At 59.4% G+C, this 24,589-nt stretch carries 19 protein-coding genes; 7 read left to right on the forward strand and 12 right to left on the reverse strand.

Annotation, left to right across the window (positions count from 1 at the left end; translation table 11 throughout):
• The first annotated feature begins 106 nt into the window (after positions 1–106).
• Positions 107–1,480, forward strand: coding sequence for a Trk system potassium transporter TrkA (trkA, locus tag ACI2KS_RS26070; RefSeq protein WP_404623905.1), 1,374 nt, complete (start codon positions 107–109; stop codon positions 1,478–1,480).
• A 129-nt stretch (positions 1,481–1,609) separates the two neighbouring features.
• Here trkA and ACI2KS_RS26075 read toward each other — a convergent pair whose 3' ends face one another.
• Complete coding sequence (locus ACI2KS_RS26075; RefSeq protein WP_404623906.1) at positions 1,610–2,497, reverse strand: lysophospholipid acyltransferase; 888 nt, start codon at positions 2,495–2,497, stop codon at positions 1,610–1,612.
• 174 nt (positions 2,498–2,671) lie between these two features.
• Positions 2,672–3,229, reverse strand: a complete 558-nt coding sequence (locus tag ACI2KS_RS26080; protein WP_404623907.1) for a DNA-3-methyladenine glycosylase I — start codon at positions 3,227–3,229, stop codon at positions 2,672–2,674.
• 82 nt (positions 3,230–3,311) lie between these two features.
• On the opposite strand from ACI2KS_RS26080, the gene glyQ reads away from it, so the two are divergent.
• Genes glyQ through ACI2KS_RS26100 form a run of 4 tightly spaced genes read left to right on the forward strand, consistent with a single transcriptional unit; the run spans position 3,312 to position 7,714 of the window.
• Entirely contained in the window at positions 3,312–4,259 is a 948-nt protein-coding gene (glyQ, locus tag ACI2KS_RS26085; protein WP_404623908.1) for a glycine--tRNA ligase subunit alpha, read from the forward strand.
• A complete protein-coding gene (gene glyS / locus ACI2KS_RS26090) occupies positions 4,256–6,310 on the forward strand; it encodes a glycine--tRNA ligase subunit beta (protein ID WP_404623909.1) in 2,055 nt (684 codons plus the stop codon). The genes glyQ and glyS overlap by 4 nt, the downstream gene beginning before the upstream one ends.
• Positions 6,311–6,336: 26 nt before the next feature.
• Complete coding sequence (gene gmhB / locus ACI2KS_RS26095) at positions 6,337–6,888, forward strand: D-glycero-beta-D-manno-heptose 1,7-bisphosphate 7-phosphatase (RefSeq protein ID WP_404623910.1); 552 nt, start codon at positions 6,337–6,339, stop codon at positions 6,886–6,888.
• A 55-nt stretch (positions 6,889–6,943) separates the two neighbouring features.
• A complete protein-coding gene (locus ACI2KS_RS26100; RefSeq protein WP_404623911.1) occupies positions 6,944–7,714 on the forward strand; it encodes a lysophospholipid acyltransferase family protein in 771 nt (256 codons plus the stop codon).
• A 185-nt stretch (positions 7,715–7,899) separates the two neighbouring features.
• On the opposite strand, the gene ACI2KS_RS26105 is transcribed toward ACI2KS_RS26100, so the two are convergent.
• A complete protein-coding gene (locus ACI2KS_RS26105) occupies positions 7,900–9,087 on the reverse strand; it encodes an MFS transporter (protein WP_404623912.1) in 1,188 nt (395 codons plus the stop codon).
• Between the two features lie 55 nt (positions 9,088–9,142).
• The gene (locus ACI2KS_RS26110; RefSeq protein WP_404623913.1) at positions 9,143–11,782 is read right to left on the reverse strand and encodes an MGH1-like glycoside hydrolase domain-containing protein; all 2,640 of its coding nucleotides are present in this window, start codon (positions 11,780–11,782) and stop codon (positions 9,143–9,145) included.
• A gap of 262 nt (positions 11,783–12,044) precedes the next feature.
• Here ACI2KS_RS26110 and ACI2KS_RS26115 point away from each other — a divergent pair, with 262 nt between their 5' ends.
• Positions 12,045–13,160 (forward strand): acyltransferase family protein, encoded by a 1,116-nt coding sequence (locus ACI2KS_RS26115; RefSeq protein WP_404623914.1) that lies wholly within the window; start codon positions 12,045–12,047, stop codon positions 13,158–13,160.
• A gap of 125 nt (positions 13,161–13,285) precedes the next feature.
• Here ACI2KS_RS26115 and ACI2KS_RS26120 read toward each other — a convergent pair whose 3' ends face one another.
• The gene (locus ACI2KS_RS26120) at positions 13,286–14,008 is read right to left on the reverse strand and encodes a WecB/TagA/CpsF family glycosyltransferase (RefSeq protein WP_404623915.1); all 723 of its coding nucleotides are present in this window, start codon (positions 14,006–14,008) and stop codon (positions 13,286–13,288) included.
• Positions 14,009–14,208: 200 nt separating this feature from the next.
• On the opposite strand from ACI2KS_RS26120, the gene ACI2KS_RS26125 reads away from it, so the two are divergent.
• On the forward strand, positions 14,209–15,270 hold the full coding sequence (locus ACI2KS_RS26125; RefSeq protein ID WP_404623916.1) for a glycoside hydrolase family 5 protein: 1,062 nt from the start codon (positions 14,209–14,211) through the stop codon (positions 15,268–15,270).
• On the opposite strand, the gene ACI2KS_RS26130 is transcribed toward ACI2KS_RS26125, so the two are convergent.
• From ACI2KS_RS26130 to ACI2KS_RS26160, 7 genes are all read right to left on the reverse strand, one after another.
• On the reverse strand, positions 15,271–16,548 hold the full coding sequence (locus ACI2KS_RS26130) for a hypothetical protein (RefSeq protein WP_404623917.1): 1,278 nt from the start codon (positions 16,546–16,548) through the stop codon (positions 15,271–15,273).
• 47 nt (positions 16,549–16,595) lie between these two features.
• A complete protein-coding gene (locus ACI2KS_RS26135) occupies positions 16,596–17,537 on the reverse strand; it encodes a glycosyltransferase family 2 protein (protein ID WP_404623918.1) in 942 nt (313 codons plus the stop codon).
• A gap of 73 nt (positions 17,538–17,610) precedes the next feature.
• Complete coding sequence (locus tag ACI2KS_RS26140; RefSeq protein ID WP_404623919.1) at positions 17,611–18,975, reverse strand: lipopolysaccharide biosynthesis protein; 1,365 nt, start codon at positions 18,973–18,975, stop codon at positions 17,611–17,613.
• Between the two features lie 27 nt (positions 18,976–19,002).
• Entirely contained in the window at positions 19,003–20,397 is a 1,395-nt protein-coding gene (locus ACI2KS_RS26145; RefSeq protein WP_404623920.1) for an undecaprenyl-phosphate glucose phosphotransferase, read from the reverse strand.
• Between the two features lie 91 nt (positions 20,398–20,488).
• Positions 20,489–22,717, reverse strand: coding sequence for a GumC family protein (locus tag ACI2KS_RS26150; protein ID WP_404623921.1), 2,229 nt, complete (start codon positions 22,715–22,717; stop codon positions 20,489–20,491).
• Between the two features lie 2 nt (positions 22,718–22,719).
• Positions 22,720–23,247: a polysaccharide biosynthesis/export family protein gene (locus tag ACI2KS_RS26155; protein ID WP_404623922.1), complete on the reverse strand. Its 528-nt coding sequence runs from the start codon at positions 23,245–23,247 to the stop codon at positions 22,720–22,722.
• An 87-nt stretch (positions 23,248–23,334) separates the two neighbouring features.
• The gene (locus tag ACI2KS_RS26160; RefSeq protein ID WP_404623923.1) at positions 23,335–24,495 is read right to left on the reverse strand and encodes an outer membrane beta-barrel protein; all 1,161 of its coding nucleotides are present in this window, start codon (positions 24,493–24,495) and stop codon (positions 23,335–23,337) included.
• Positions 24,496–24,589: the final 94 nt, after the last annotated feature.

Genomic DNA, 24,589 nt, shown 5'->3' on the forward strand with positions numbered 1-24,589 from the left:
CGATAGCGTTACTTCAGCCACTGTGAAGTTGACTGGCATCATCCAATCGCGAGCAAGCTCCCTCCTACCGGGATGGCCGAACACGAGAAACTCAAGGAGAGGCTGATTGAAGATCATCATTCTCGGCGCAGGACAGGTCGGCGGTACCCTGGCCGAGCATCTGGCCAGCGAAGCCAATGACATCACGGTGGTCGACACCGATCCGGATCGCCTGCGCGCACTGGGTGACCGGCTGGACATCCGCACCGTGCAGGGTCGCGGCTCGTTCCCCACCGTGCTGCGTCAGGCCGGGGCCGACGACGCCGACATGCTGGTGGCAGTAACCAGCAGCGATGAAACCAACATGGTCGCCTGTCAGGTGGCCTACACGCTGTTCAATACCCCCACCAAGATCGCCCGCGTGCGCGAATCGGCGTACCTGACCCGTGCCGGGCTGTTCGATAACGATGCCATTCCGGTGGACGTGCTGATCAGCCCCGAACAAGTCGTCACCAACTACATCAAGCGCCTTATCGAGTACCCAAGTGCGCTGCAGGTGATCGACTTTGCCGAGGGCAAGGTCCAGCTGGTCGCGGTCAAAGCCTATTACGGCGGTCCGCTGGTTGGGCAGCAATTGCGCCAGCTGCGTACACACATGCCGAATGTCGACACCCGCGTCGCCGCCATTTTCCGTCGTGATCGTCCGATCATTCCCCAAGGCGATACGGTCATCGAAGCGGACGACGAAGTCTTCTTCATCGCGGCCAAAGCCGACATTCGCGCAGTGATGGGTGAAATGCGCCGCCTGGACCAAAGCTACAAGCGCATCGTCATCGCGGGCGGCGGGCAGATCGGCGAGCGCCTGGCCGAGGCCATCGAGAGCCGCTACCAGGTGAAGATCATCGAGATGAACCCGACCCGTTGCCGGTATTTGTCCGACCACCTGGACAGCACGGTAGTCCTGCACGGAAGCGCGTCGGACCGTGACTTGCTAATGGAAGAAAACATCGACAACGCCGACCTTTTCCTGGCTTTGACCAACGACGATGAGGCCAACATCATGTCCTCGTTGCTGGCCAAACGGCTGGGCGCGAAAAAGGTCATGACCATCATCAACAATCCCGCTTATGTGGATCTGGTGCAGGGTGGCGAGATCGACATCGCCGTCAGCCCCCAGCTGGCGACGATAGGTACGCTGCTGGCGCACGTACGACGCGGCGATATTGTCAGCGTGCACTCGTTGCGCCGCGGCGCGGCTGAAGCGATTGAAATCGTGGCTCACGGTGACGCGGGCTCGAGCAAGGTGATCGGCAAAGCGATCAAGCACATCAACCTGCCGCCCGGCACCACCATCGGCGCCATCACCCGCGCCGACGAGGTGCTGATCGCCCACGACAGCACCGTCATCGAATCCGGCGACCATGTGATCATGTTTCTGGTGGATAAAAAGCACATCCGCGATGTGGAGCGGTTGTTTCAGGTGGGCTTGAGCTTTTTCTGAACCGCCCACGGACATTGCAGGCGTGAGCTTGCTCGCGATTGCAGCGTGTCAGTCAACATTACAGTGGCTGAAATAACGCTACCGCGAGCAAGCTCACTCCTACAGCGGTGCGATGGTTGCGGGTAGGACTCAATACCAGCGCTTCTCACCCTCGGGCCGCTTCTTGAAGCGCTTCATGGTCCACATGTACTGGCTCGGATACGCACGCACATACTTCTCGACCACTTTGCTCATGGCCGCGGCGGAGGTGGCGGTGTCGGTGCTGTACATGTCTTCGGGCGCCGCTTCCAGCACCACCTTGTAGCCAGAACCGTCGTCCAGGCGCATGGCATGCAGGAATACGCCGACCGCCTTGCCGCCCGCCAGCATGTTCGGCACGAATTTGCTGGTCAGCGCAACGGTGCCGCAGAAGGGCACGAAAATACCGGCCGATTCGGCGGGCTCCGGGTCTGCGGGAATGCCCACCGAGCCGCCCTTGCGCACTTCCTTGATGACACTGAGGATGCCTTCCTTGGTCGACGCCGCCACGCGATTGCCCAATTGCACACGTTGCTTGCGCAGCAGTTCATCCACCGCCTTGAGTTTGGGCGGGCGATAGAAAATGATCGGTTTGCACTGGCTGCAGTAAAAGTGATTGAGCACCTCCCAGTTGCCCAGGTGACTGGTGATGCCCACCACGCCTTTGCCGGAAGCCAGTGCGTCCTTCAGCACATCCAGACCCTCGACCTGGCGAACCAGATTGATCGATTTCTGCGCGGGCCAGATCCATGCACAGGCGCTTTCGGTGAGGGTCTTGCCGATATCCATCAGGCTACGACCGACCAGCGCTTCAAGCTCGCCAGCGCTCAATTCGGGAAAACATTTGGAAAGGTTGATGCGTGCGACTTCGCGAGATCGATTGGGCAGCTTCCACATCAACCAACCGATAGCGGTGCCAACCCATTGCACGGCGCGCCACGGCAGCAGGGCAAACAGCCGCAATGCACCGACCATCAAGGCGCCTTTGAACTTATCCACAGATCACTCCTGAACAGATGAGGCGGCCATTGTAACCAACAGATGTCTGGATGCGGGGCGTAGATGATTCTTCAGAGCGACCAGCAAGCCAGTAGCAGTCCGGCCAGCCGACGATGGCGCATTTGAAACCGCTACCGCCAACAAGCCGGACTGCTACTGGAGCGGCCCGCTGCGTCATGCGGGAGGAACCAACTGCGCATACCGATCACAATCGACGGTGTGATCCATGACCATCCCGGTGGCCTGCATATAGGCGTAGCAAATGGTCGGGCCGACGAAAGTGAAACCGGCTTTCTTGAGGGCCTTGCTCATCGCTTCGGCTTGGGCAGTGATGGCCGGCACTTCACTGCGATCCTTGAAGTGATTGACCTTTGGCTGCCCGCCGACAAATGACCAGACGAATGCGACCGGGTCTTGCAGCCGCAGCCAGGCCTGAGCGTTCTTGCGCGCGGCGTTGAGTTTGAGGCGATTGCGGATGATGCCGGGCTCGAGCATCAGCTCCTCGATCTGGGCATCGGTCATGCTGGCGATGCGTTGCACGTCGAAGTTGAACATCACTTCGCGATAACGCGCACGCTTCTTCAAAATGGTGATCCACGACAGACCCGCCTGGAACCCTTCGAGCAATAGAAACTCGAACAGCATCTGCGCATCGCGCAACGGCACGCCCCACTCTTGATCGTGGTAGTCCATGTACAGCGGATCTTCGTTGCACCAAAAGCAGCGTGGCATAGGGCTCCCAAGGGTGGAGGCGCTGCCGAATCGGGTATACTCCCGCTCTTTAAATCGCAGCCCCCCAGTACAGGTGAATTTCGTGAGCCAGCCTACGCCAGCCGTGCGTACCTTCCAAGACTTGATCCTCGCCCTCCAGCAATACTGGGCTGAGCAAGGTTGTGTGGTACTTCAGCCCTACGATATGGAAGTGGGCGCCGGCACTTTCCACACCGCCACGTTTCTGCGCGCCGTCGGCCCGGAAACCTGGAACGCAGCCTACGTTCAACCGAGTCGTCGTCCTACCGATGGCCGTTATGGCGAGAACCCGAACCGCCTGCAGCATTACTACCAGTTCCAGGTCGTGCTCAAGCCGAACCCGGACAATTTCCAGGAGCTGTACCTGGGCTCGCTGAAGCATGTCGGTCTCGACCCGCTGGTGCATGACGTGCGCTTCGTCGAAGACAACTGGGAATCGCCAACCCTGGGCGCCTGGGGCCTGGGTTGGGAAATCTGGCTCAACGGCATGGAAGTTTCGCAGTTCACCTACTTCCAGCAAGTCGGCGGCATCGAGTGCTACCCGGTGACCGGCGAGATCACCTATGGTCTCGAGCGTCTGGCGATGTATCTGCAAGGCGTTGAATCGGTCTATGACCTGGTCTGGACTGACGGCCCGTTCGGCAAAGTCACGTACGGCGATGTGTTTCACCAGAACGAGGTGGAGCAATCGACCTACAACTTCGAACACGCCAACGTCGACAAACTGTTCGAGCTGTTCGACTTCTATGAAAGCGAAGCGGTGCGCCTGATCGAAGTCGAGCTGCCATTGCCGAGCTACGAAATGGTGCTCAAGGCCTCGCACACTTTCAACCTGCTCGATGCCCGTCGCGCGATTTCCGTGACCGCGCGTCAGCAATACATCCTGCGCGTGCGCACCCTGGCGCGTTCCGTGGCCCAGGCATACCTGATGGCCCGGGCCAAGCTTGGCTTCCCGATGGCCGCACCCGATATTCGCGATGAAGTGTTGGCTAAGCTGGAGGCTGCACAATGAGTGCTCAAGATTTCCTGGTTGAACTGGGCACCGAAGAACTGCCACCCAAGGCACTGAACACCCTGGCTGACGCGTTCCTGGCGGGTATTGAAAAAGGCCTGCAAGCTGCGGGGCTGACCTACAGCGCCAAGCAGGTCTATGCCGCCCCGCGTCGTCTGGCCGTGTTGATTACCGAGCTTGCAACCCAGCAACCCGACCGCAGCGTCAATCTGGATGGCCCGCCGCGTCAGGCCGCGTTCGACGCTGAAGGCAACCCGACCCAGGCGGCACTGGGTTTTGCCAAGAAATGCGGTGTCGACCTGAGCGAAATCGATCAGAGCGGCCCGAAACTGCGCTACAGCCAGAGCATCGCCGGCAAGCCAACCGTCAGCCTGCTGCCGACCATCATCGAGGACTCGCTCAACGACCTGCCGATTCCCAAGCGCATGCGCTGGGGTGCGCGCAAGGAAGAGTTCGTGCGTCCTACCCAATGGCTGGTGATGCTGTTCGGCGACCAGGTGGTCGACTGCACCATCCTCGCCCAGAGCGCAGGCCGTGAATCCCGTGGTCACCGTTTCCACCACCCGGAAAACGTGCGTATCACCTCGCCGGCCAATTACGCCAGCGACCTGCGCGCCGCCCACGTGCTGGCCGACTTCAACGAGCGCCGCCAGCTGATCAGCAAGCGTGTTGAAGAGCTCGCGACCCAGCACGAAGGCACGGCCATCGTGCCGCCTGCGCTGCTCGACGAAGTGACGGCCCTGGTCGAATGGCCGGTGCCGCTGGTGTGTTCGTTCGAAGAGCGTTTCCTGGACGTCCCTCAGGAAGCCCTGATCACCACCATGCAGGACAACCAGAAGTATTTCTGCCTGCTGGACAGCGAAGGCAAACTGCTGCCGCGCTTCATTACCGTGGCCAACATCGACAGCAAGGATCCGTCGCAGATCGTGCTGGGTAACGAGAAAGTCGTGCGCCCACGCCTGACCGACGCCGAGTTTTTCTTCAAGCAGGACAAGAAGCAGAAGCTCGAAACCTTCAACCAGCGTCTGCAAAACGTGGTGTTCCAGGCGCAACTGGGCACGGTATTCGACAAGGCTGAACGCGTTTCCAAACTGGCGGCCTTCATTGCCCCGCGCATTGGCGGCGACGCTCAACGCGCCGCGCGTGCGGGCCTGTTGTCCAAGTGCGATCTGGCGTCCGAAATGGTCGGCGAGTTCCCCGAAATGCAGGGCGTGGCGGGCTACTACTACGCGCTGGCCGATGGCGAGCCGGAAGATGTCGCGCTGGCGCTGAACGAGCAATACATGCCGCGCGGTGCTGGCGCTGAACTGCCGAGCACCCTGACCGGCGCTGCGGTGGCCATCGCTGACAAGCTCGACACCCTGGTCGGCATCTTCGGTATCGGCATGTTGCCAACCGGCAGCAAGGACCCGTACGCATTGCGTCGCGCGGCCCTGGGTATCCTGCGCATCCTGATCGAGAAGAAGCTCGACCTGGACCTGATCAAGACCGTGCAATTCGCGGTCGCGCAATTCGGCGCCAAGATCAAGCCTGCCGGCCTGCCTGAGCAAGTCCTGGAGTTCATCTTCGACCGCCTGCGTGCGCGTTATGAAGATGAAGGCGTGGATGTCTCGGTCTATCTGTCGGTTCGTGCCCTGCAACCGGGCTCGGCACTGGATTTCGATCAGCGCGTGCAAGCCGTCCAGGCTTTCCGCAAGCTACCGGAAGCCGCTGCCCTGGCCGCCGTGAACAAGCGCGTTTCCAACCTGCTGGGCAAGGCTGAAGGCAATATTGCCCAGACGGTCGAACCCAAGTACTTCGACAACGCCAATGAGTTCTCGCTGTATTCGGCGATCCAGCAGGCCGATCAGGCGGTCGCGCCAATGTCGGCCAATCGTCAGTACAACGAGGCGCTGGCGCGTCTTGCAGCACTTCGCGAACCGGTCGATGCCTTTTTCGAGGCGGTGATGGTCAACGCAGAAGACGCCAGCGTACGCGCCAACCGTTACGCGCTGCTGGCACGTCTGCGCAATCTGTTCCTGGGTGTAGCCGACATTTCCCTGCTCGGTTGAGCCGGGCTGAGGCGGGAGCGCATGATTTGAAGCTAGTGATTCTCGATCGGGACGGAGTGATCAACGAGGACTCCGACGCCTACATCAAGTCGGTGCAGGAGTGGATTCCGATTCCCGGCTCGATCGAGGCGATCGCGCAACTGAGCCAGGCGGGCTGGACGGTGGCGGTCGCTACCAACCAGTCCGGCATTGCTCGCGGTTATTACGATCTGGCCACCCTCGACGCCATGCACGCGCGCCTGCGTGAGCTGGTGGCGGAGCAGGGCGGCGAGGTCGGTCTGATTGTTTACTGCCCCCATGGTCCGGACCACGGCTGCGATTGTCGTAAGCCCAAACCCGGGATGCTGCGCACCATCGCCAGCCATTATGCCGTGGACTTGCCAGGAATCTGGTTTGTCGGCGACAGCAAGGGTGACCTGGAGGCGGCGGTGGCCGTCGACTCTCAACCTGTTCTGGTAATGACAGGCAAAGGTCACAAGACGCGGAGCAATCCATTACCGGCGGGAACGTTGATTTTTGACGATCTGGCGGCGGTTGCCGCAGAACTTATCCACAACAGCGCCTCGTTGAACGGCTGACAAGTCGTTCAACGGCACGCTCAATCCGGGCAACGCCCGTACGGTAAAAGCAGCTATGTCGATAGTGCAGGCCATCAGGATCTTCTTCTTTTACCTGCTGCTGGGCACCAGCTCTCTGCTGTGGTGCTCGCTGAGTTTCTTCGTCGCGCCTTTTCTGCCATTCCCCGCCCGCTATCGCTTCATCAATGTCTACTGGTGTCGCTGCGCGGTATGGCTGACCAAGGTCATTTTGAACATCAGGGTCAATGTGACGGGCCAGGAAAATGTTCCGAAGACGCCGTGTGTGATTGTTTCCAATCACCAGAGCACTTGGGAGACATTCTTTCTGTCGGCGCATTTTCAGCCGCTGAGCCAGGTGCTCAAGCGCGAGCTGCTGTACATGCCGTTTTTCGGCTGGGCGATGGCGATGCTGCGACCGATCGCTATTGATCGCAACAATCCCAAGGCCGCGCTCAAGGTGGTGGCCAAGAAGGGCGACGAGCTACTCAAAGATGGTGTCTGGGTGCTGATCTTCCCTGAAGGCACTCGGGTGCCCTATGGCCAGATCGGAAAATTCTCACGCAGCGGCTCCGCCTTGGCGGTGAACGCCGATTTGCCGGTTTTGCCAATCGCTCACAATGCCGGCAAATACTGGCCAAGGGATGGTTGGGGGAAGAAGGCCGGCACCATTGAGGTGGTCATCGGCGAGCCCATGTACGCCGAAGGCACAGGCCCGCGCGCAGTCGCGGCCCTCAATGACCGTGTATCGGCCTGGAACGAAGCCACGCAGAAAGCCTTGGGCTCGCCCGCGACGCCTGCAGCGACGCCGGAAAAACTGCCCACATGAATTGTGGATAACCTGTGCACCAAATCCGTAAATTTTCTGATAATCGTACGTAAGTTGTTAATTTAGCTGCTTATTTCCGCCCGCGATTATCAGACCCAAAACGTGCATAAGTTTTTTTGCGGGGCAATTTTCTGCGCTGAAAACATCGGCCTTGAGCCTCGCAGGGTTCAGGACCGATTTCAGATTCAAGCCATTCGACTTGATCTGGCCAACCGCAGATTACACAGCCCCGCCAGCGCGATCAGCACCAGACCTCCCAACGCCGCTGCGACAAAGCCTGATGCCGGCGAAAGGCTGTCGATGGCCAACCCCACCAATGGCGCGGACAGCGTCTGACCGATCCGGTAAGCGGAGTCATGCATCCCCATGACTTCGCCGCGCACGCTGGCAGGCGCAAGCTTGGCCACCGCTTCCGAGCCGGCCGCCAGCGTCGGGGTACACAGCAGATTGGTCGGCAACAGCGCCAGCAATAACCACCACCACACCTGGTCGAACAGGGCGACAGGCAACAGCAGCAGGCTCATCGCCAAGGCAAGCCGTGTCTGCGACCACGATCGGTGGACGATGCCATGGACGAAACCGCCGACAATCGAGGCGACCGACATGGCGGCAATAACGTAGCCGGTGAACGCGATTTCGCCGTTGGCGCGCAATACCGCGATCAGTGCCAATTCGGTGCCATAAAGCACGAACAGCGCGCCTGCACTGACAAACATCACCGCGAGCAGTTGGCCACTCATCCAGGTGCGCAGCTTTGGCCGGACCCGGTCCGAGTCTTGGGCGACTTCATCCAGAGAGCGGGTCGGCCAATTCAGCTTCCACAGCACGACATAGGCAATCGCACGCCATGCGCCGATGCCGAAGATGGTCGCGGTCGCCGAGTCGGTGGTTATCAGCAGAATGCCGCTCGCCGGACCTATGACAAAACCAAGCTCCATCAGCATCATGTTCAGCGAGTAAGCGGGGCGGCGTTTGTCTTCTGGCACCAGGCTGGCGACGAACTGCCGCGCCAGCGAGCCGGTAGGAACGGTGAATACCCCCGCGACAAACGCCAGACAAACGTAGACCGGGTATTGCACCACGGGCAACAACATCCAGGCGATTGTGGATAACGTCCCACAGACGGCGACCACCGGGCGCAGGCCGTGCCGGTCGATCTTGCGCCCCAGCAACGGAGAGCCCACCGCAAACCCCAGCGCGGTGGCGGTGCCGACGACGCCGGCATCGAAATATCCACGGCCCAGTTCGTTGAGCACATGCAAACTGAGGGTCAGGCTCATGATCGTCAGCGGCAAGCCTGCGACGAACATGAACAATGTGGCGGGTAGAACCCGTGGGATGGCCAGCACGGTCTGGTACTTGCGAAACGACATCCAGTTACAGCTCCTTGGTTATGAAACGTCCTGTCCGCTAAACCGGCCCCGCGGTTTACGCCTTCGGTTGCAACAGTAATGCCACCAGAGCGCTCCAGCCAGTCTGGTGTGATGCCCCAAGCCCGCGCCCGTTTTCACCATGAAAATATTCATGAAACAACACCAGATCCCGACTCTCGGGGTCCAATTCAAGCTGTGGATAACCCGCCATCGAAGGACGATTACCCTGCTCATTTCGTAGGAATAGTCTGTTTATACGGTCGGCTAGTCCGTCAGCCACTTCATCAAGTGATGCCAGATAACCCGAACCGCTTGGATATTCAACCGAAAAACTCTCGTCGTAGTAGCGATGAAATTCGCGCAGGGACTCGATCAACATGTAATTGAGCGGCATCCAGACCGGGCCGCGCCAGTTGGAATTGCCACCGAATAACCGCGAGTTTGACTCTGCGGGCTCATAATCGGCCGACAAGGCATTGCCATTGACCTGCATGCTGAACGGCCGTTCACCGTAAAAGCGCGACAGAGAGCGCACGCCGAAATCGGAGAGAAACTCGCTTTCATCGAGCATGCGCCTGATCAGGTCCTTGGTGCGCTGGCCGCGCAACAATGCCAACAGCAGGCGATTGCCCTTGCCGGGTTCAGTCCAGCGGGAGATCAGCGCGGCCAGGTCAGGACGGTGGTGCAGGAAACCCAGCAGCCGTTCACGCAAATCCTTGAGCCCTTCATGTTCGCGCTGCTCGAGCACGCGTACGGCAAACAGGGGAATCAGCCCGACAAACGATCGCAATCGCACTGACTCGCGGCGACCGTCCGGACCGTGCAGCACATCGTAAAAGAAGCCGTCTTCGTCATCCCACAGGCCTTCTTCGTCGTCCTTGTCGACCTCATTGATAGCGCCGGCTATATAAAGGAAGTGTTCGAAGAACTTCACCGCAATGTCGACGTACACCTCATTGTTCTGTGCGAGCTCCAAGGCGATACGCATCAGGTCCAGTGCGTACCCGGCAACCCACGCCGTGCCGTCCGCCTGATCGAGTTGGTAACCCGGGGCGAGGGCAGCCGAGCGGTCGAACAGGCCGATGTTATCCAGCCCGAGAAACCCGCCCTGAAAGATGTTGTGCCCCTCGGCATCCTTGCGATTGACCCACCAGGAAAAATTCAACAGCAGCTTGTGGAAAACCCGCTCCAGAAAAACCACATCCCCTGCGCCCTTTTGCGCCTTTTCCATCTGATAGACGCGCCAGCAAGCCCAGGCATGCACGGGTGGATTGGCATCATCGAAACGCCATTCATAAGCCGGGAGCTGACCGTTGGGGTGCATAAAGCGATCCTTGACCAGCAGCAGCAACTGGTCCTTGGCGAAACCAATGTCGATCAACGCGAAGGCCACGGCTTGAAACGCCAGATCCCAGGACGCGTACCAGGGGTACTCCCATTTGTCCGGCATCGAGACGATGTCGAAATTGCACAGATGGCGCCACTGACTGTTGCGAATATGCAGCCGCGAGGCCGGCAGCGGAGCGTGTCCAGGATCGCCCTCAAGCCAGGCTTTGACGTCGAAGTAATAGAGCTGTTTGGACCACAGCAACCCGGCCAACGCCTGACGTTGAACGTTACGCGCATCGGCGTCCTGCAAGTCCTGCTGCAACACCGCATAAAAATGATCGGCTTCCTCGCGGCGCTGCTCGAACAGCGCTCTGGCATTCACGTGCGCAGCATCCGCCGGGGCCAAGCGCAGGTAGATCATCTGCGAGGCGCCGCCCGCAAGCTCCAGCACAAAATGCGCGGCGGCCTTGGTGCCTGCGTCACTGCGGATCGCATCGAGGTTTCCCGACACCAGATACTCGTTGATGCCGTCCTTGAAAGGCCCTGCGGCTGGCTGGGCAAAAAGCCTTGGAGTGTTGCTGCGGTTCTCGCAAAACAGCCACTGGCAGGGTTGATGCCCCCAGGCGGTGACGTGCTTAGCCGGTTCGGCAGGATGGCTGGCGATGACCCGATCACCTTGCAGTAGGAGGGCAGGGCACGAATTTTCCGGTGCCCGGCTCCACACGTCCCGCGCCCACAACTGCGGCATTACGTGCAGACGCGCTGAGCGATCGGAACGATTGCTCACCGTTACCCGCATGAGGATGTCATCGGGGGTGTGCTTGGCGTATTCGATACTCACATCGAAATAATGGTTGTCGTTGAAAACCCCGGTATCCAGCACTTCGTATTCCGGGTCATTGAGTCCGCGTCGCGCGTTCTCCTCGACCAGATCGCTGTAGGGGAACGCCGCGTGCGGGTATTTGTAGAGCATGCGCATGTAGGCATGGCTGGGCACCCCGTCGACGTGAAAATACAGCTCTTTGACGTCCTCGCCGTGATTGCCTTCGGCATTGTTCAGGCCGAACAGGCGCTCCTTGATGATCGGGTCGCGCTCGTTCCATAGCGCCAGGCCCAGGCACCAGTGCTGCGACTTGTCAGAAAAGCCGGCGAGCCCATCCTCGCCCCAACGATAGGTACGACTGCGGGCGTGATCATGAGGGAAGTACGCCCAGGCATCGCCGTCGGCGCTGTAGTCCTCACGCACTGTCCCCCATTGACGATCACTGACATACGGGCCCCACTCGCGCCACTGCGCAGCCCCGTCGCCTTCAAGTCTGAGGCCTTCGATGGTTTGCTGCAGGGTTCGCTTTGACTCGGCAGACATGTGCACTTCCAGAAAAACGCAGCTGAACGAAAGAAACCGCCACCCACTACAAGAAAATCTATCGAACGGTGCCTTTGGTCAAATTATTGGCAACCAACTTATTCAGGGGGCGATTAGTGATGGCAATTAGACGCCGTATACGGCCGGTGTATGGTTCCAGAGTCGGAACATAACTCCAGCCCTCAGGATTGCGTTGTTCAGGACGTATGCACAGCGGCGAATGGACCGGAACGTTGTTGACCTGGGCGCGGGCGGAGGCGATATGAATACTTTGGGTGATCTGGCTTCCAGACGAAACAATAATTTCAATCTCATCAGAATGCTCGCCGCCACAGCGGTCCTGGTTTCGCACAGCTATCCCCTGGCGCAAGGCAGCACCGCCGTTGAACCGCTGGCCCAATGGCTGGGTTTCTCATTGGGTGAAGTGGCGGTCATCACCTTTTTCTGCGTGTCGGGGTTTTTCATTTCCCTGAGCCGTGATCGCGCCCCCAGCAGCCTGGACTTTTTCTGCGCGCGGTTTTTGCGCATTTATCCGGGGCTGATGGTGGTCCTGCTGTTGAGCGTGTTTCTGATCGGCCCGATCTTTACGACACTGGGTACGGTGGAATATTTGCGCTCCAGCGCAATTTACAGCTATCTGAGCAACAACCTGATGCTGTTCAGCATGCGATTCCAGTTGCCGGGGCTGTTCGAAGACAACCCGTGGCCTGGCATCAACGGATCGCTGTGGACGCTGTTCTATGAGGTCACGCTGTATGTGCTGGTCGGCGGCCTGGGGGCATTCGCGTTCTATGGGCGAGGCCTTCGCTTCGGCGTATTCCTTCTGCTGTATGTCATTGCCTATGTCGCGTTCAAGGCCGCTCTGGCCAACACGGATGTGCTCAACGATATGCATCGCGCGCAGTTCTTCTTCACCTGGAGTCTGCCGTTCATATTGGGCATGTCGCTGTACCGCTACCGGCAGCACATCCAGCATCGTTTCATCTGGTTCCTGCCGTTGGCAGGGCTGGCTGTGTGGTCTTGGCAGACGGCATTTTTCTTCGAAACCTTCGTGATTGCCTGGACCTATCTGATTTTTTATCTCGGGTTCGCCACCCATACTTTCGTTGACCGCTATAACCAGTTGGGCGATTACTCGTATGGCGTGTACATCTATGCCTTCCCTGTACAAGAGATTCTGGCGCATCAGTTCAAAGGGATCGGACCGCTCAGCATGATGCTCGTGGCGTTTCCAATCGTACTGGTCGCGGCCATGGCTTCCTGGCACTTCATCGAGAAGCCGGCAATGTCGAGGCGTCACGGATTTGCCGCACAGCTTGGTTCGTCTTTGAACGGCATCAAGGCGTATTGGGCGGGTATGCGAAAAGGCGCCGCCTGAAACACAAAAACCTCGGACGATGGGCATCGGCCGAGGTTTTTGATCAAGCGCAGTAGCTGTACAAGGGGCGCGATCATCGCCCACTCACAAAGGTGCCTGACGATCTATGCTGAACGCCAGCAGCCTTAACGATTGCGGAACTGCCGAGCGATGATCGGCAGAATGCGGTAGGCATCCAGTGCATAACGTCGCCCGAGCCGCTTGGGTTCGGTCACCAGCCGATGCAGCCATTCCAGCGACAAACGTTGAACCCACAGTGGAGCGCGTCGGACCTTGCCGGAGAGGAACAGCAACGATGCGCCTGTGCATAAGCCGATCCCGGTGGCGCCGCCACGCTTGAACAGCGTACAGGCGAGGATTTCCTGACGAGGGGAGCCTACTGAAAAGACAGTCATGCGTGAGCGATGCCGTTGGATAAAAGCGACGCAGCGTTCCACCTCCAAGGGGTCGTCTATGAACCCCATTGGCGGGTTGTAGTGGTGAAAGACCACGGCCGGATATTGGCCCTTGAGGGTGTTGATGACGTCGTTTTCGCATCCCACGATGGTCACCGGCCACTGCCTCAGCTGTGCGATGTTCATCATGGCCCGGGTCAGCGTGCTGCCGGGAATGGGTTCGGCAATCCCGGCATTCAGGCGCTGGAGCACCGGGTACAGGACACGGCTGTCACATAATCGATGCCCGGCGTAACGATAAGCTTCCCGAAACTGCTCGTTATGTTCAAGCGCCACGATGTGATTGACGTTGGCGGTTACCAGGTACCTGAAAGGGGCATCACTGAGTTTGATCAACTCATCGATGAGCTCCCGTTGGCGGCCACGATAGAACTCGATTCCAAACACTTTCATAAGGCGGGCTCCTGCTAATGAATCATCGCGTGCAGAGCCGAACCACACTGGACAACAGCGCGATTGCGGCGAGTGCGACCCTCGCGGGTACCAGCGGTAAGCATCGGGAGCGACGCAACAAGCAGGCAGGCGACAAGCCCGGGTTGCTTGAACAACACGAATTCCGTCCGGCAGTCTTACGTGGTGAAAAGACGGCGAGGATGAGTCGCGCTTTGAGGTGGTTGCGCAAGGCGGTGTTGGCCGGCTTGTCGCTGACGGTCATTCAGGGGATGTGCGCCACTGCCCAGGCGGCGTCCTTGCCCATGGTGCTGATCAACGTCTCGGGGGCAGAGTCTTCGGAGAACGTGTTTCCCGGAGAAAACGGCACGCACTACTTCTTCCCCAGCGAAGGGTATTTCGCACGCTGGAAAGCCAAGGGCATCCGCACGGTGCGGTTTCCGGTGAAGTGGGAACGCTTACAGCCGGTGTTGGGCGATGGCCTGGACGCCACATATGCCGGGTTGATAGACAAGATGCTCGCGCAGGCGAACCAGCAAGGCATCGGCGTGATTCTCGATGTGCATAACTATGCTCGGTATCGACAGCAAGTGATCGGCAGCCCGAAGGTGACCGTCGACCATTACCGCCAGTTGATGCAGCGCGTTGCCGAACGCTGGCATGACGCGCCGGCGCTCTCTGCGTATGACTTGATGAACGAACCCCACGATGACTCCGACGCCACCTGGCCTCAGGCCGCGCAGGCGGGCATCGATGCGATTCGTACGATAGACCCCAGGCGACTGATCATTGTCGAGGGACGCTCCTGGTCCAGTGCCGAGCGCTGGCCCCAGCACAACAACGCCTTGTTGTCGCTGAAGGACCCGGCCAACAACATCGTGTTTTCCGCGCACCTGTACATGGACCGTAACGGCGGCGGTGAATACAAGGACGCCAGGACCTCGCGGATCGATCCGGACATCGGCGTACGCCGGGCGAAGCCGTTCATCCGGTGGCTGCAGCAGCATGGCCGGCGGGGGCAGATCGGTGAAATGGGTTTCCCGGACAACGACCCACGCTGGATCGAGGCGGCGGACCACCTGCTCAGCTTTCTGCGCCAGCATTGCGTGCCGGTAGCGTACTGGTCGTCAGGCGAACGATGGGGCCGTCAGCCTCTGAACCTGGAGCCCATCAACGGCCAGGACCGCCCTCAATGGCGAGTGCTGGCCAAGTACCTCGTCGCACCGGGCTGCACTGACTATGGGCCCGCACCCGCCCGGGGCTGATCAGCGATGCTGCAGCGGTTGTCGATAATCATGTTCCTGCGCCGGTTGCCGTTGTGGGCTCTGGTTACTGACCGCCGACGCTCTTGCGAAGTACACGAAAGCGGCAATCGCCAGCCCGGCCATGTCGCCGCCATACATGATCGATGTGGACAGAAAGAAGTTGAGCGCATTAAGCACAAAGTCCAGCTGCAACGCGCTCAGCAGATCGCCTTTACGCCGGCACTGACGAATGATCCGCCAGTAGCCGATGTAGTAGAACAGGGCAATGACCGGAGTGAGGAAACCGAACCGGTAGAACACGCCGAGCAGGCCGACATCGGAGAGATAGAAATACCCGCTGTAGACCCGTGCGAAGCCGTTCTGCCATTGCAACGACAAAGCGCCCATGCCGACATAGTAGTTCTGCTTCACCTCGCGCAGCACAGTGTCGGAAGTGATCTCGCGAACCCCGCCCTCGCTGGTCGCCTCGAATAGCAGTGCATTGAATTGCTGGTACTGGTCGTCGAAGAAAGCCGGCGCAATGAAGTACGCCACCAGCACAATGGCGGCGACGGCGACGGCCGATTTCAGAATGACGCTCCAGCGCCGGCGGAAAATCCACATCCCGGCCAGCGCCCAGATCAGCATGGTGTTGCGGGTCTGCAGCACCAGCCACAGATAGGACGCAAAAACCAGCAACAGCACGACAGACCTCAGCGTGTACGCGCGTCTGAGTCGATACATGAGCATGTAGGCGCAAACGCTGACGTAGGCGGCGCCGATACTGAAGCGATTAGGCCGTAACGGATTGAGGCCGTAGTCCTTTTCATCAACAGTAAAATCGACGTTGCTGTTTTCAGGAAGCACACCCAGGTAGTACAGATACCCCACCAGCACACAGGCCAGCCCCGAGACCAGAAAGAATCGCTCCAGCTCGTCCTGCGTCGGGCGGGCCTTGATCATCAGATACCAGGCCGGAAGGAACAACAGATAGACAAAGCTGCGACGTTCTTCCAACAAGCCATAGATCACCGGCTGACCGAATTCGGCATTGGACAGAAACGCCGACAACACAGGCAGCAGCAAGCCAAAACACACCACCCACAAGGTGGCCTTGGACTGATGTGCACGCTTCCAGACCAACAGCAACGACAACGCCGCCAGCAAGATCGCCACGATAAACATCTCGCGCAGGTATGGCAGACCCGCTTTCTTGTTGTCGGTCAGAAACACACACGCCGAGTTCAGGAACAGCAAAATGAACAACAGCGTCCGGTAGGAAAAGAACGTTCTGGTCACAGCACAATACCTAGGTGTATGAAGCGGTGGGCATAACGACGCGCGCATCAGCGCCAGGAAAAGGCGAAGCCCTCGCTGATTCCCTTGAGGCCGTAGCGGATATTTTTTGGACTGCGGCTGTTCTGCAACACGGTGATGGAAGCCAGCGCCAGCGACGAAATCACGCAGCAGGCGGTTGAATGGAATTTGCGGTTGTACATGATCGCAGCGCGGTTGCGGTAATAGTGGAACAGGTGGCTCTTGCCCTTGGTACTGCCGCTGTCGCCATGGCGGGCAAAACTGTTCAGCGCCACCTGGCAGGTGATGTTGCGCACCGCTGCCCGGCGCTGCCAGTCGACTTCTTCGGAGTACATGAAATAGCGCTCGTCCATCAGACCGACCTGCTCGATGACTCGACGTGAAACCAGCATCGAGGCGCCCATCAGATAATCCGGCGCAGGCAGGTCGAGCTGTGCCAGTTGCGAACGGGCGGCGTTTTTACCGATCAACTTCGTCTTGCCCAGCCATGGGTAGACCGTCCCACCACCGACGCACTGCACGATCTCGGGGTTATCGGCGTAGACCAGCACCGAGGCGCTGAAGCCACATCGCGGATCACTGTGCAGCGTTTCAAGCAACGCCTCCAGGGCGCCTGCTTCGACCGTAATGTCGTTGTTCAAGATCCAGAAGTAGTCATAACCGGCGCGGTTGGCGTAATCGATTCCGACATTGTTGCCGCCGGCATAACCATGGTTGCCGTTGTTCTTGATCAGGCAATACGAATATCTGGCCACTTGATGGCCGATCTCTTCCTGGGTGGAGATGAGCGTTTGATCGGCGTCCTTGCTGGCCATGTAATCGAGCAGCCGCTGGTAATCGTCGCTGCGCGAATCGTTGTCGATGACCACCACGGGAAGCGAGCCACTGGCCTCCAGCGAGCGCAGGCATTCGAGGGTTTGTTCGGCTCCGTTCCAGTTGAGGATGATCGCGCAAACCTTGTCAGTGTTCATGATGGAGATCCTCAAAAGGGGAGGGCGACGAGCAGACGTAGCTGCCGCCCGATCGCTGCAAACAGGTTTTAAATCAGGATGACGCCAGGGCGAGACGGCGATACCAGCGCCGACCCTCGAACAGCACAATGACAATCATCGACACGTTGATCAGAACGTTGGCGGCGGCAAAGGCCATGACTACCACCAGCGGATCCTTGAACACAAAGGCACCGACCAGCACCGCCGCAATCCGCAGACTGGTGCTGACGATTTCGAATACCAGAAAGATTTTCTGCAACGACAGGGCAGGAATCGCCACCAGGCAGGGACCGCCGATAAATCCCGCAAACTCGGAAATAGCCAGCCATCGCGCGTATTCCCCGGCGGTCTGCCATTGACCGCCGAACGCCAGATTAAACAGCCAGGGTCCGGCAATGACCAACGCAGCAAAGGGCAGCATGCCGGCCAGGGACATACCTGCCACGCCGCGTACCAGCAGACCGGCGACTGGCTCGCGAGCATGGATTGCGTGGGTAATGCGCGGGTAATAGACGCTGCCCACGGCCCGGCCGATGAAATTGCTGGGCATCGCCAGCACTTGCAGGCACAACGCGAAAAACCCTGCCGGTATGGCACCGAAAGCCGATGCCAGGACCAGCGTCGGCATGTGCACCGACAGCGCATTGATCAGCACTTGCGGGGCGCGGAACAACGGAAAGTCGCGGTACTCGGCGGCCAGCTGAAGCAGATCCTTTCGCGGCTGCGATAAGGGTTGCGCTTCCCTCGGCGCCGGGCCGGGTTCACGTTGCAAGCGAATGCCTATCAGCAATAACCCGCTGTGGATCACGTAATACAGCGCACTGGTCACCACCAGCACCGGTGCTGTGGACTGAATCAGCCCGGCCACGCTGCGTGTCGCGTTGTAGAGCAGGGCGTGCAAGGTTGCCGCGCGTGCCGTGAGGCTGAACCGCTGGTTGCGATACAGCCATTGCTGGGTGATCTCCAGTACTGCGGAGCTGAACATGACGATGGGCAGCAACATCAGGTAGGGAATCAGCAGATCAATGCCCAATGCTCCAGACACCTGCGCGCCCCAGAGGTACAGCAGCAGCGCGGTGATGCCGCAGATCAGCGCGGCCACCCACAGCGACAACCGGATCAAGCCTCGGGCATCGCGCTCGTTCTGCGGCAGTACGATCGCCATCGGGTAAGTCAGCGCGCACCAGGGGATGAGAATGATGGTCAGGCTTTGGAACGTCCCGACCACGCCAAACGCTTCCGGACCGTAGATACGCATGATCAACGGAATCAGCGCCAGGTTGATTGCCTGCGCACCTGCGCTGCCGGAGATCGTGGTGACGATATTGCGCACCAACCGCGCACGCCACAGTTGGCCTACCGCGCCCCGCCATCCCGTACCGGGCAAGCCGGCGGCGGTAAACTCGGGATCTGCCATACCCATCTCCTTCCCGTCGAATCGCGCTTAATAAATGTTGCGTGAGAACAGGGTAAAAGGCGTTTTGACCAGAATCTTGATGTCGAGCCAGAGCGACCAGTGATTGATGTACGCCAGATCCTTTTCGATCCGCTGCTGCATTTTTTCCAGGGTTTCGGTTTCACCGCGCAAGCCGCTGATCTGCGCCAGCCCGGTGATGCCGGGTTTGATCCGGTGCCTGGCCATGTAGGCAATGATCTTGTCGCCGTAATAATGATTATGGGCGACAGCGTGCGGACGTGGCCCGACCAACGCCATTTCGCCGAACAGCACATTGATCAACTGCGGCAGCTCGTCGATCGAGGTGCGCCGGATGAAGGCACCGACCCGCGTGATCCGCGCATCATGCTGCGTTGCCTGTTTGACCGCAGTGTCGTCGTGCAGGCGCATGGAGCGGAACTTCCATACCAGAATAATCAGCCCGTTACAGCCATGCCTGGGCTGGCGGAAAAACACCGGCCCCGGTGAGGACATCTTCACCGCAATGGCCACCGTGAGCATGACCGGGAACAGCACGATCAAGGCGATCAAGGCCAGCCCTCGGTCGAACAACTCCTTGCCCAAGGCTGCCGCCGGATGCGAGCTGAGTGGGGTTTCGTTCAGGTAGATGGCAGGGAACTGCTCGATCTGGGAAATGGATTGGTTGAGCAGCATCATGCTGCTGAAATCCGGGATCCATACGACGTCGACATTGAGATCCAGCAGCGCCAGATAAATCGCCTCGATCTGTGCCGCCTTGCTCAGCGGCATGGCGATATAAACGCGCTTGATGCTGTTGCGCGCCACCAGATCACTCAGCCCCGACAGCGCACCCAGTAGCGGAAGATCGCTGGCATGGGCGACGTGCTCGACCTCTTCATGCCCCGTCGAGACCATGCCGAGCACGGGAATCCGTTCGCGCAGCTGCTGCGCCAGGCTGTAGGCCAGCGGGCAGGTGCCGATGATCATGGCGGTGCGTTCATAGCGCAGCCAGCGTGCATGCATGGTCGTCAGATAACGCAGAGGCAAGTAACTGCAGGCCTGCACCAGGAATCCGAAGACGGCCAACCTGGCCAACAGATCCTGATCCAGATCGGCGTAATTCAGACAGATCAACACCACTGCCGCCAGTGCGCCTGTCAGCACCATCCAGCCCGCCAGCAGACGCAGCAGCCCAGCGCCGTAGCCGTAGCGTTTGTGGTAAACATGCAACGCCGTGTAGATGGGTACCGACCCCAGCGTCTCAAGCAGCATCAGCACCCGGTATTCGGTCCCGATGTAGCCGAACTGATTGAACACCAGGATGCAGAAGGTGAAGTTGGCAAGGGCAGTGGCACTTGACCACTGGGCCCAGAACGTCAAGCCTCTTCGATTGACCGAAGGATGTAAGCGTCGAGCAAGCATGGTGATACTCCCAAGCGTTCGTCGCGTGGCCTGTAAGTCGTTGCCCAGGCTGAGCTGATGATTTCCTTTAGCGACCGTCGCCGTTATCCCGTTATGCCTTTGCCTGATAAGCCTCGCCCGGCAGATACCCGTAGTAGCCTTGATGGTCATAGCGCGCATTGAGCGCAGAGACCTGGTTGAGAACCACACCGATCACCGGCGCACCATTGCGTAACAACTGCCCGACACCGCGCTGCACGACGGGCGCAGAAGTGCTGTCGGACTTGACGACATAAAGCACCGCATCGGCCAGGGCGCACAGCAAAGCTGCGTCACTGACCGAATGGCTGGCGGGCGAGTCGATGATGATCCGGTCGTAACGCTGCCTGGCCCAATCCAGAAAGCTGGTGAAACGCGGCGAGGCCAGCAACTCCAGGGGATTGGACGGCACCGCGCCAGCGGGCAGGACATCCATGTCGCCCACCTGTTGAATGCACTCGCCACTGCGCGCACTGCCGTTGACCAGGTTCGCCAGCCCGACCTGGCTGTTACTCAAACCCAGACTCTTGGCCAGGGTCGGGCGACGCAGATCTGCCTCTATCAACAACACCCGCTCCAGCCGCCCAAGCGCGCAGGCCAGATTCACCGCGATGGCGCTTTTGCCCTCACCGGGTACGGAGGAGGTGATGACCAACACGTGCCGACGTGTTTCGATGTCGCTGAGCATGACCCCTGTCCGCGTCGTTCGTATGGCCTCGCTGAAAGCCGAGTCGTCGCTGCGCTCGAACTGCCGGGCGATAAGCACGCGGTTTTTCTTCTGCAACAGCGGCACCACCCCCAACACCGGCAGGCGGATCTTCTTCTCGACGTCGTCGCTGGACTTGACGGTATTTTTCAACGCGTCGCGCAACAGCGAAAGACCACAGGCAAAACCAAACGCCAGCAGTGCCGCTATCGAGAAGATCAGCGACTTGCGCGGCATGTTTGGCTGCAAGGGCGGGATCGCGGTATCGACGATGCGCGCATTGCTGGAGCCGACGTCCGCGGTGACCGTGGTTTCCTTGAGACGATTGACGAAGGTTTCGTACAGCGAGCGATTGCTGTCGACATCACGCTGCAGCTCGCGCAGCTTGAACTCCTTGCGTGAGATGTCCTGGATTTGCTCGCGACTGGTGTTGACCGAAGCGCGCAGCGCATTTTCGTTCGCTTGCGCCAACTGGTAATTGTTCTGCAGCCCGGCCACTACCTGACTGACCTGTGCGGCCATGCTCGCCTTGGCGGCCGCCAGGTCAGAGCGCGCGGCGATCATGCTCGGATGACGGTCGCCATAACGTCTGGACAGTTCGTCGACCTTGGCCTGGGCCTTGGCGACATCGGCCTGGAATTGCTGGATGACCGGGTTGCTGATCACTGCCGGAATACTCGACAGCTGGCCTGCGCTCTTGCCGCTGATGGATTGAACTTGCTGATACTGACTCTGCGCCTCGGCGCGCTCACGTCGAGCGTCGATCATGCGATCACTGGTCTTGGCCAGTTCGTTGGCGGTGATGGTCGTCACTCCGCCAACATCGACCAACCCTTGAGCGTCCCGATAGGCCTGCAGTTTGTTCTCGGCCTGCTGCAACTGCGTGCGCAATTCGATCACTCGCGAGTCCATCCAGCGACTGGCATTGAGCGAATCGGCGACCTGCGCGTCGAGCCGACTGTCCAGATACCCCTGGGCCAGAGCGTTAGCCGCTGCGGCTGCCGCTTGCTTGTCCATGAGGGTGACTCCGATGGTCACCAGCTGGCTTTTGCCGACCGACCCCACAGAGGTGTGCTCCATCAATTCCAGCACAGCAGCATCGAACACCTGAGTCGGCGTCAGCGCCTCACCCTGGCTCCAGCTGGCCGGAAACAGACCGGGGGAAATGGCCGACACCAGGGCCTTCAACTGGGTCATGAGGTACGGCCGCTGACGCGGATCGAATTCCGGATGCAGGGTCAGATTCAACTGCTTCACAGCGCGCTCGGCGACACCGCGGCTCTGGATCAGGCTCATCTGCGTCTGCAGGTAATCGTTGGTCGGGTTATTCGGGTCGGCGGGGGGCTGAAACGAAATCAGCGACACGCCCTTGGGTTCGATCACCAGCGAAGCCACCGCGCGATACATCGGGGTGACGACCTGCATCAGCACTGCCGCCAACAGCACCGCAACAAGGGTGATGGTCAAAATGGCCCACTTGCTGGCCCAAAGTGTTTGTCGGATCTTCCTCGAATCGATGAAATCCCGATCGTCCTCAAGCAAGCCTGCCGAGTGCCGCCCGATCTCGTTCCGTCTGCTGATGCTTATCTGACCCATGATCAAAAGAACCCCTGATCGATGTTGATGGTGTCACCTGGTTCAACCAGCGTGTTCAGCGACGCCTTGTCGATGCTGCGCGTCGGGTCGGCGCCGCGAACGATGCTGATGCGTTTGTCCGACGCTCTCTCCGTGAGGCCGCCGGCCACCGCAATCGCACGGTCCAGGGTCAGCCCGGGCTGGAATGGATAACCGCCAGGCAACTTGACCTCGCCACTGATGTAGAACTGTCGATAAGTGAGCACGCTGACAGACACCCGCGGATCGACCAGATAACCATCCTTGAGCTTGGTGGTGATCAGCTTCTCCACCGCTGTTGAAGTCAGGCCCTTGGCGTTGATTTCACCAATGAACGGGTAAGAAAACGTGCCGGCATCCGTGAGGCGGATTTCCTTGAAGCTAAGGTCCGATTCGCCGAAGACATTGATGTTGATCACATCGCCCGAGCTGAGCTGATACTGCGCCGCTGCGAACGCCGGGGCGCCGCAGATCCAAAGCACGGCGGCCATCAGGATTTGACGAGTAAACATGGAACTACCTCCTTTGCAGATTCGAACAGGTCCCGAAAGACCATCGCTGCCTGACATTCCCACCACGACCCTGCGCGCTCGCCCAATTCAAAGCGTGAGCGCAACGGTCAGCATGTAAACGTTGCGGGTGTAGGTCTGATCGCTGAGATCGGAGTCGTTTTTCCAGCGTTGGTAACCCAGCGAGACCTCAGCCCAGCGCGTCGCGGAATAGATGACCGAAGCACCGTAGGTATTGAGCTTGTCATCACGCCCACCAACACCCAGGTATTGGAGGTCGGCGTAGCGATAGTGCATGTCAGTGGCGATCCATGGCGTCCAGGTGTGGCGCCATCCGAGGCGGGTGCTGGTGTCGTGAACGGTGTTGGCGCCATCGTCGCCTTCCTCGAATGACTTGCGTGCGTTGATCGAAAACGTCGAGTAGGTCCGTGGCTTCCAGTCGACTTTGGCTTCCCAGGTCGGGCTGCTGTAATCGTTGACGCCGCTGTCGCTGAAATTCTTTCGTTCATAGCCCACCCGCACGCTGCCGCTGAGCTTGGCACTGAGGTCGCGCGTCAGCCCCACCAAAGCGGCATCGCCGGTGCTGTTGCGCGGACTGTTGCTGAGCAGATAGTCGAAATCGCTATGGCGCAGCTCGACCAGCGCACGGGTTCGCCCACCGAGACGATGGAACCAGGTAGCGACGTAACTGGTGGTGTCGTGCTCCTTATCCTCGTTGAGCGAGCCGCTGTTGCGGTAACGCAACTCCTGATATTCAGCCGATACATCAATCTGATTCATCGCACTGAGCGCGCCGTAGGTGTAACCGATCCGGGCGTTCTTCAATGTGTACTTATCGTTTTCGCGTGGCTCGGCGGTCTGCACCGTGTCCTCGGCGCGGCGGTAGCCCAGTTCCCAGTTGAGCCGATTACGAACATCAAACTCCAGGACGCTTCTGGCCTTGAGCGTCTGGTCGATGTGATTGGCGTCGTTGTGATCCTGATAGGTGCGGCTGTCCACCGCATATTCGAGCTGATATCCACTGGTCCGCGTTTGTGTTTGCAGCAGAAAAGTCGGGCGTACCGATGTTATCCAGGAGGACTGCTCGTGGTTGGGCAGGGTGCGAAAGTTATCGTCGTACATTTCCCCGACTTTCAGCGTGGGCGTGAAGTCGAAGCCGCCGATTTCCACGCTCTGGGGTTTGCCTTCCATTGCGGCCAAGGGGAGGGGGACGACTACGAGCAACGTCAGGAAGTTTTTCCGATTGATCATTCACCAATCCTTTCACGCAGCAGGGCCGAAAAATGGGCATGAAAAAGGGCAAGACAAAGCCGTAGCCCGTCCGGACCGATACCGGTAGAGGCAA

The organism is Pseudomonas sp. NPDC087358, from assembly GCF_044900785.1.
Taxonomy (GTDB): domain Bacteria; phylum Pseudomonadota; class Gammaproteobacteria; order Pseudomonadales; family Pseudomonadaceae; genus Aquipseudomonas.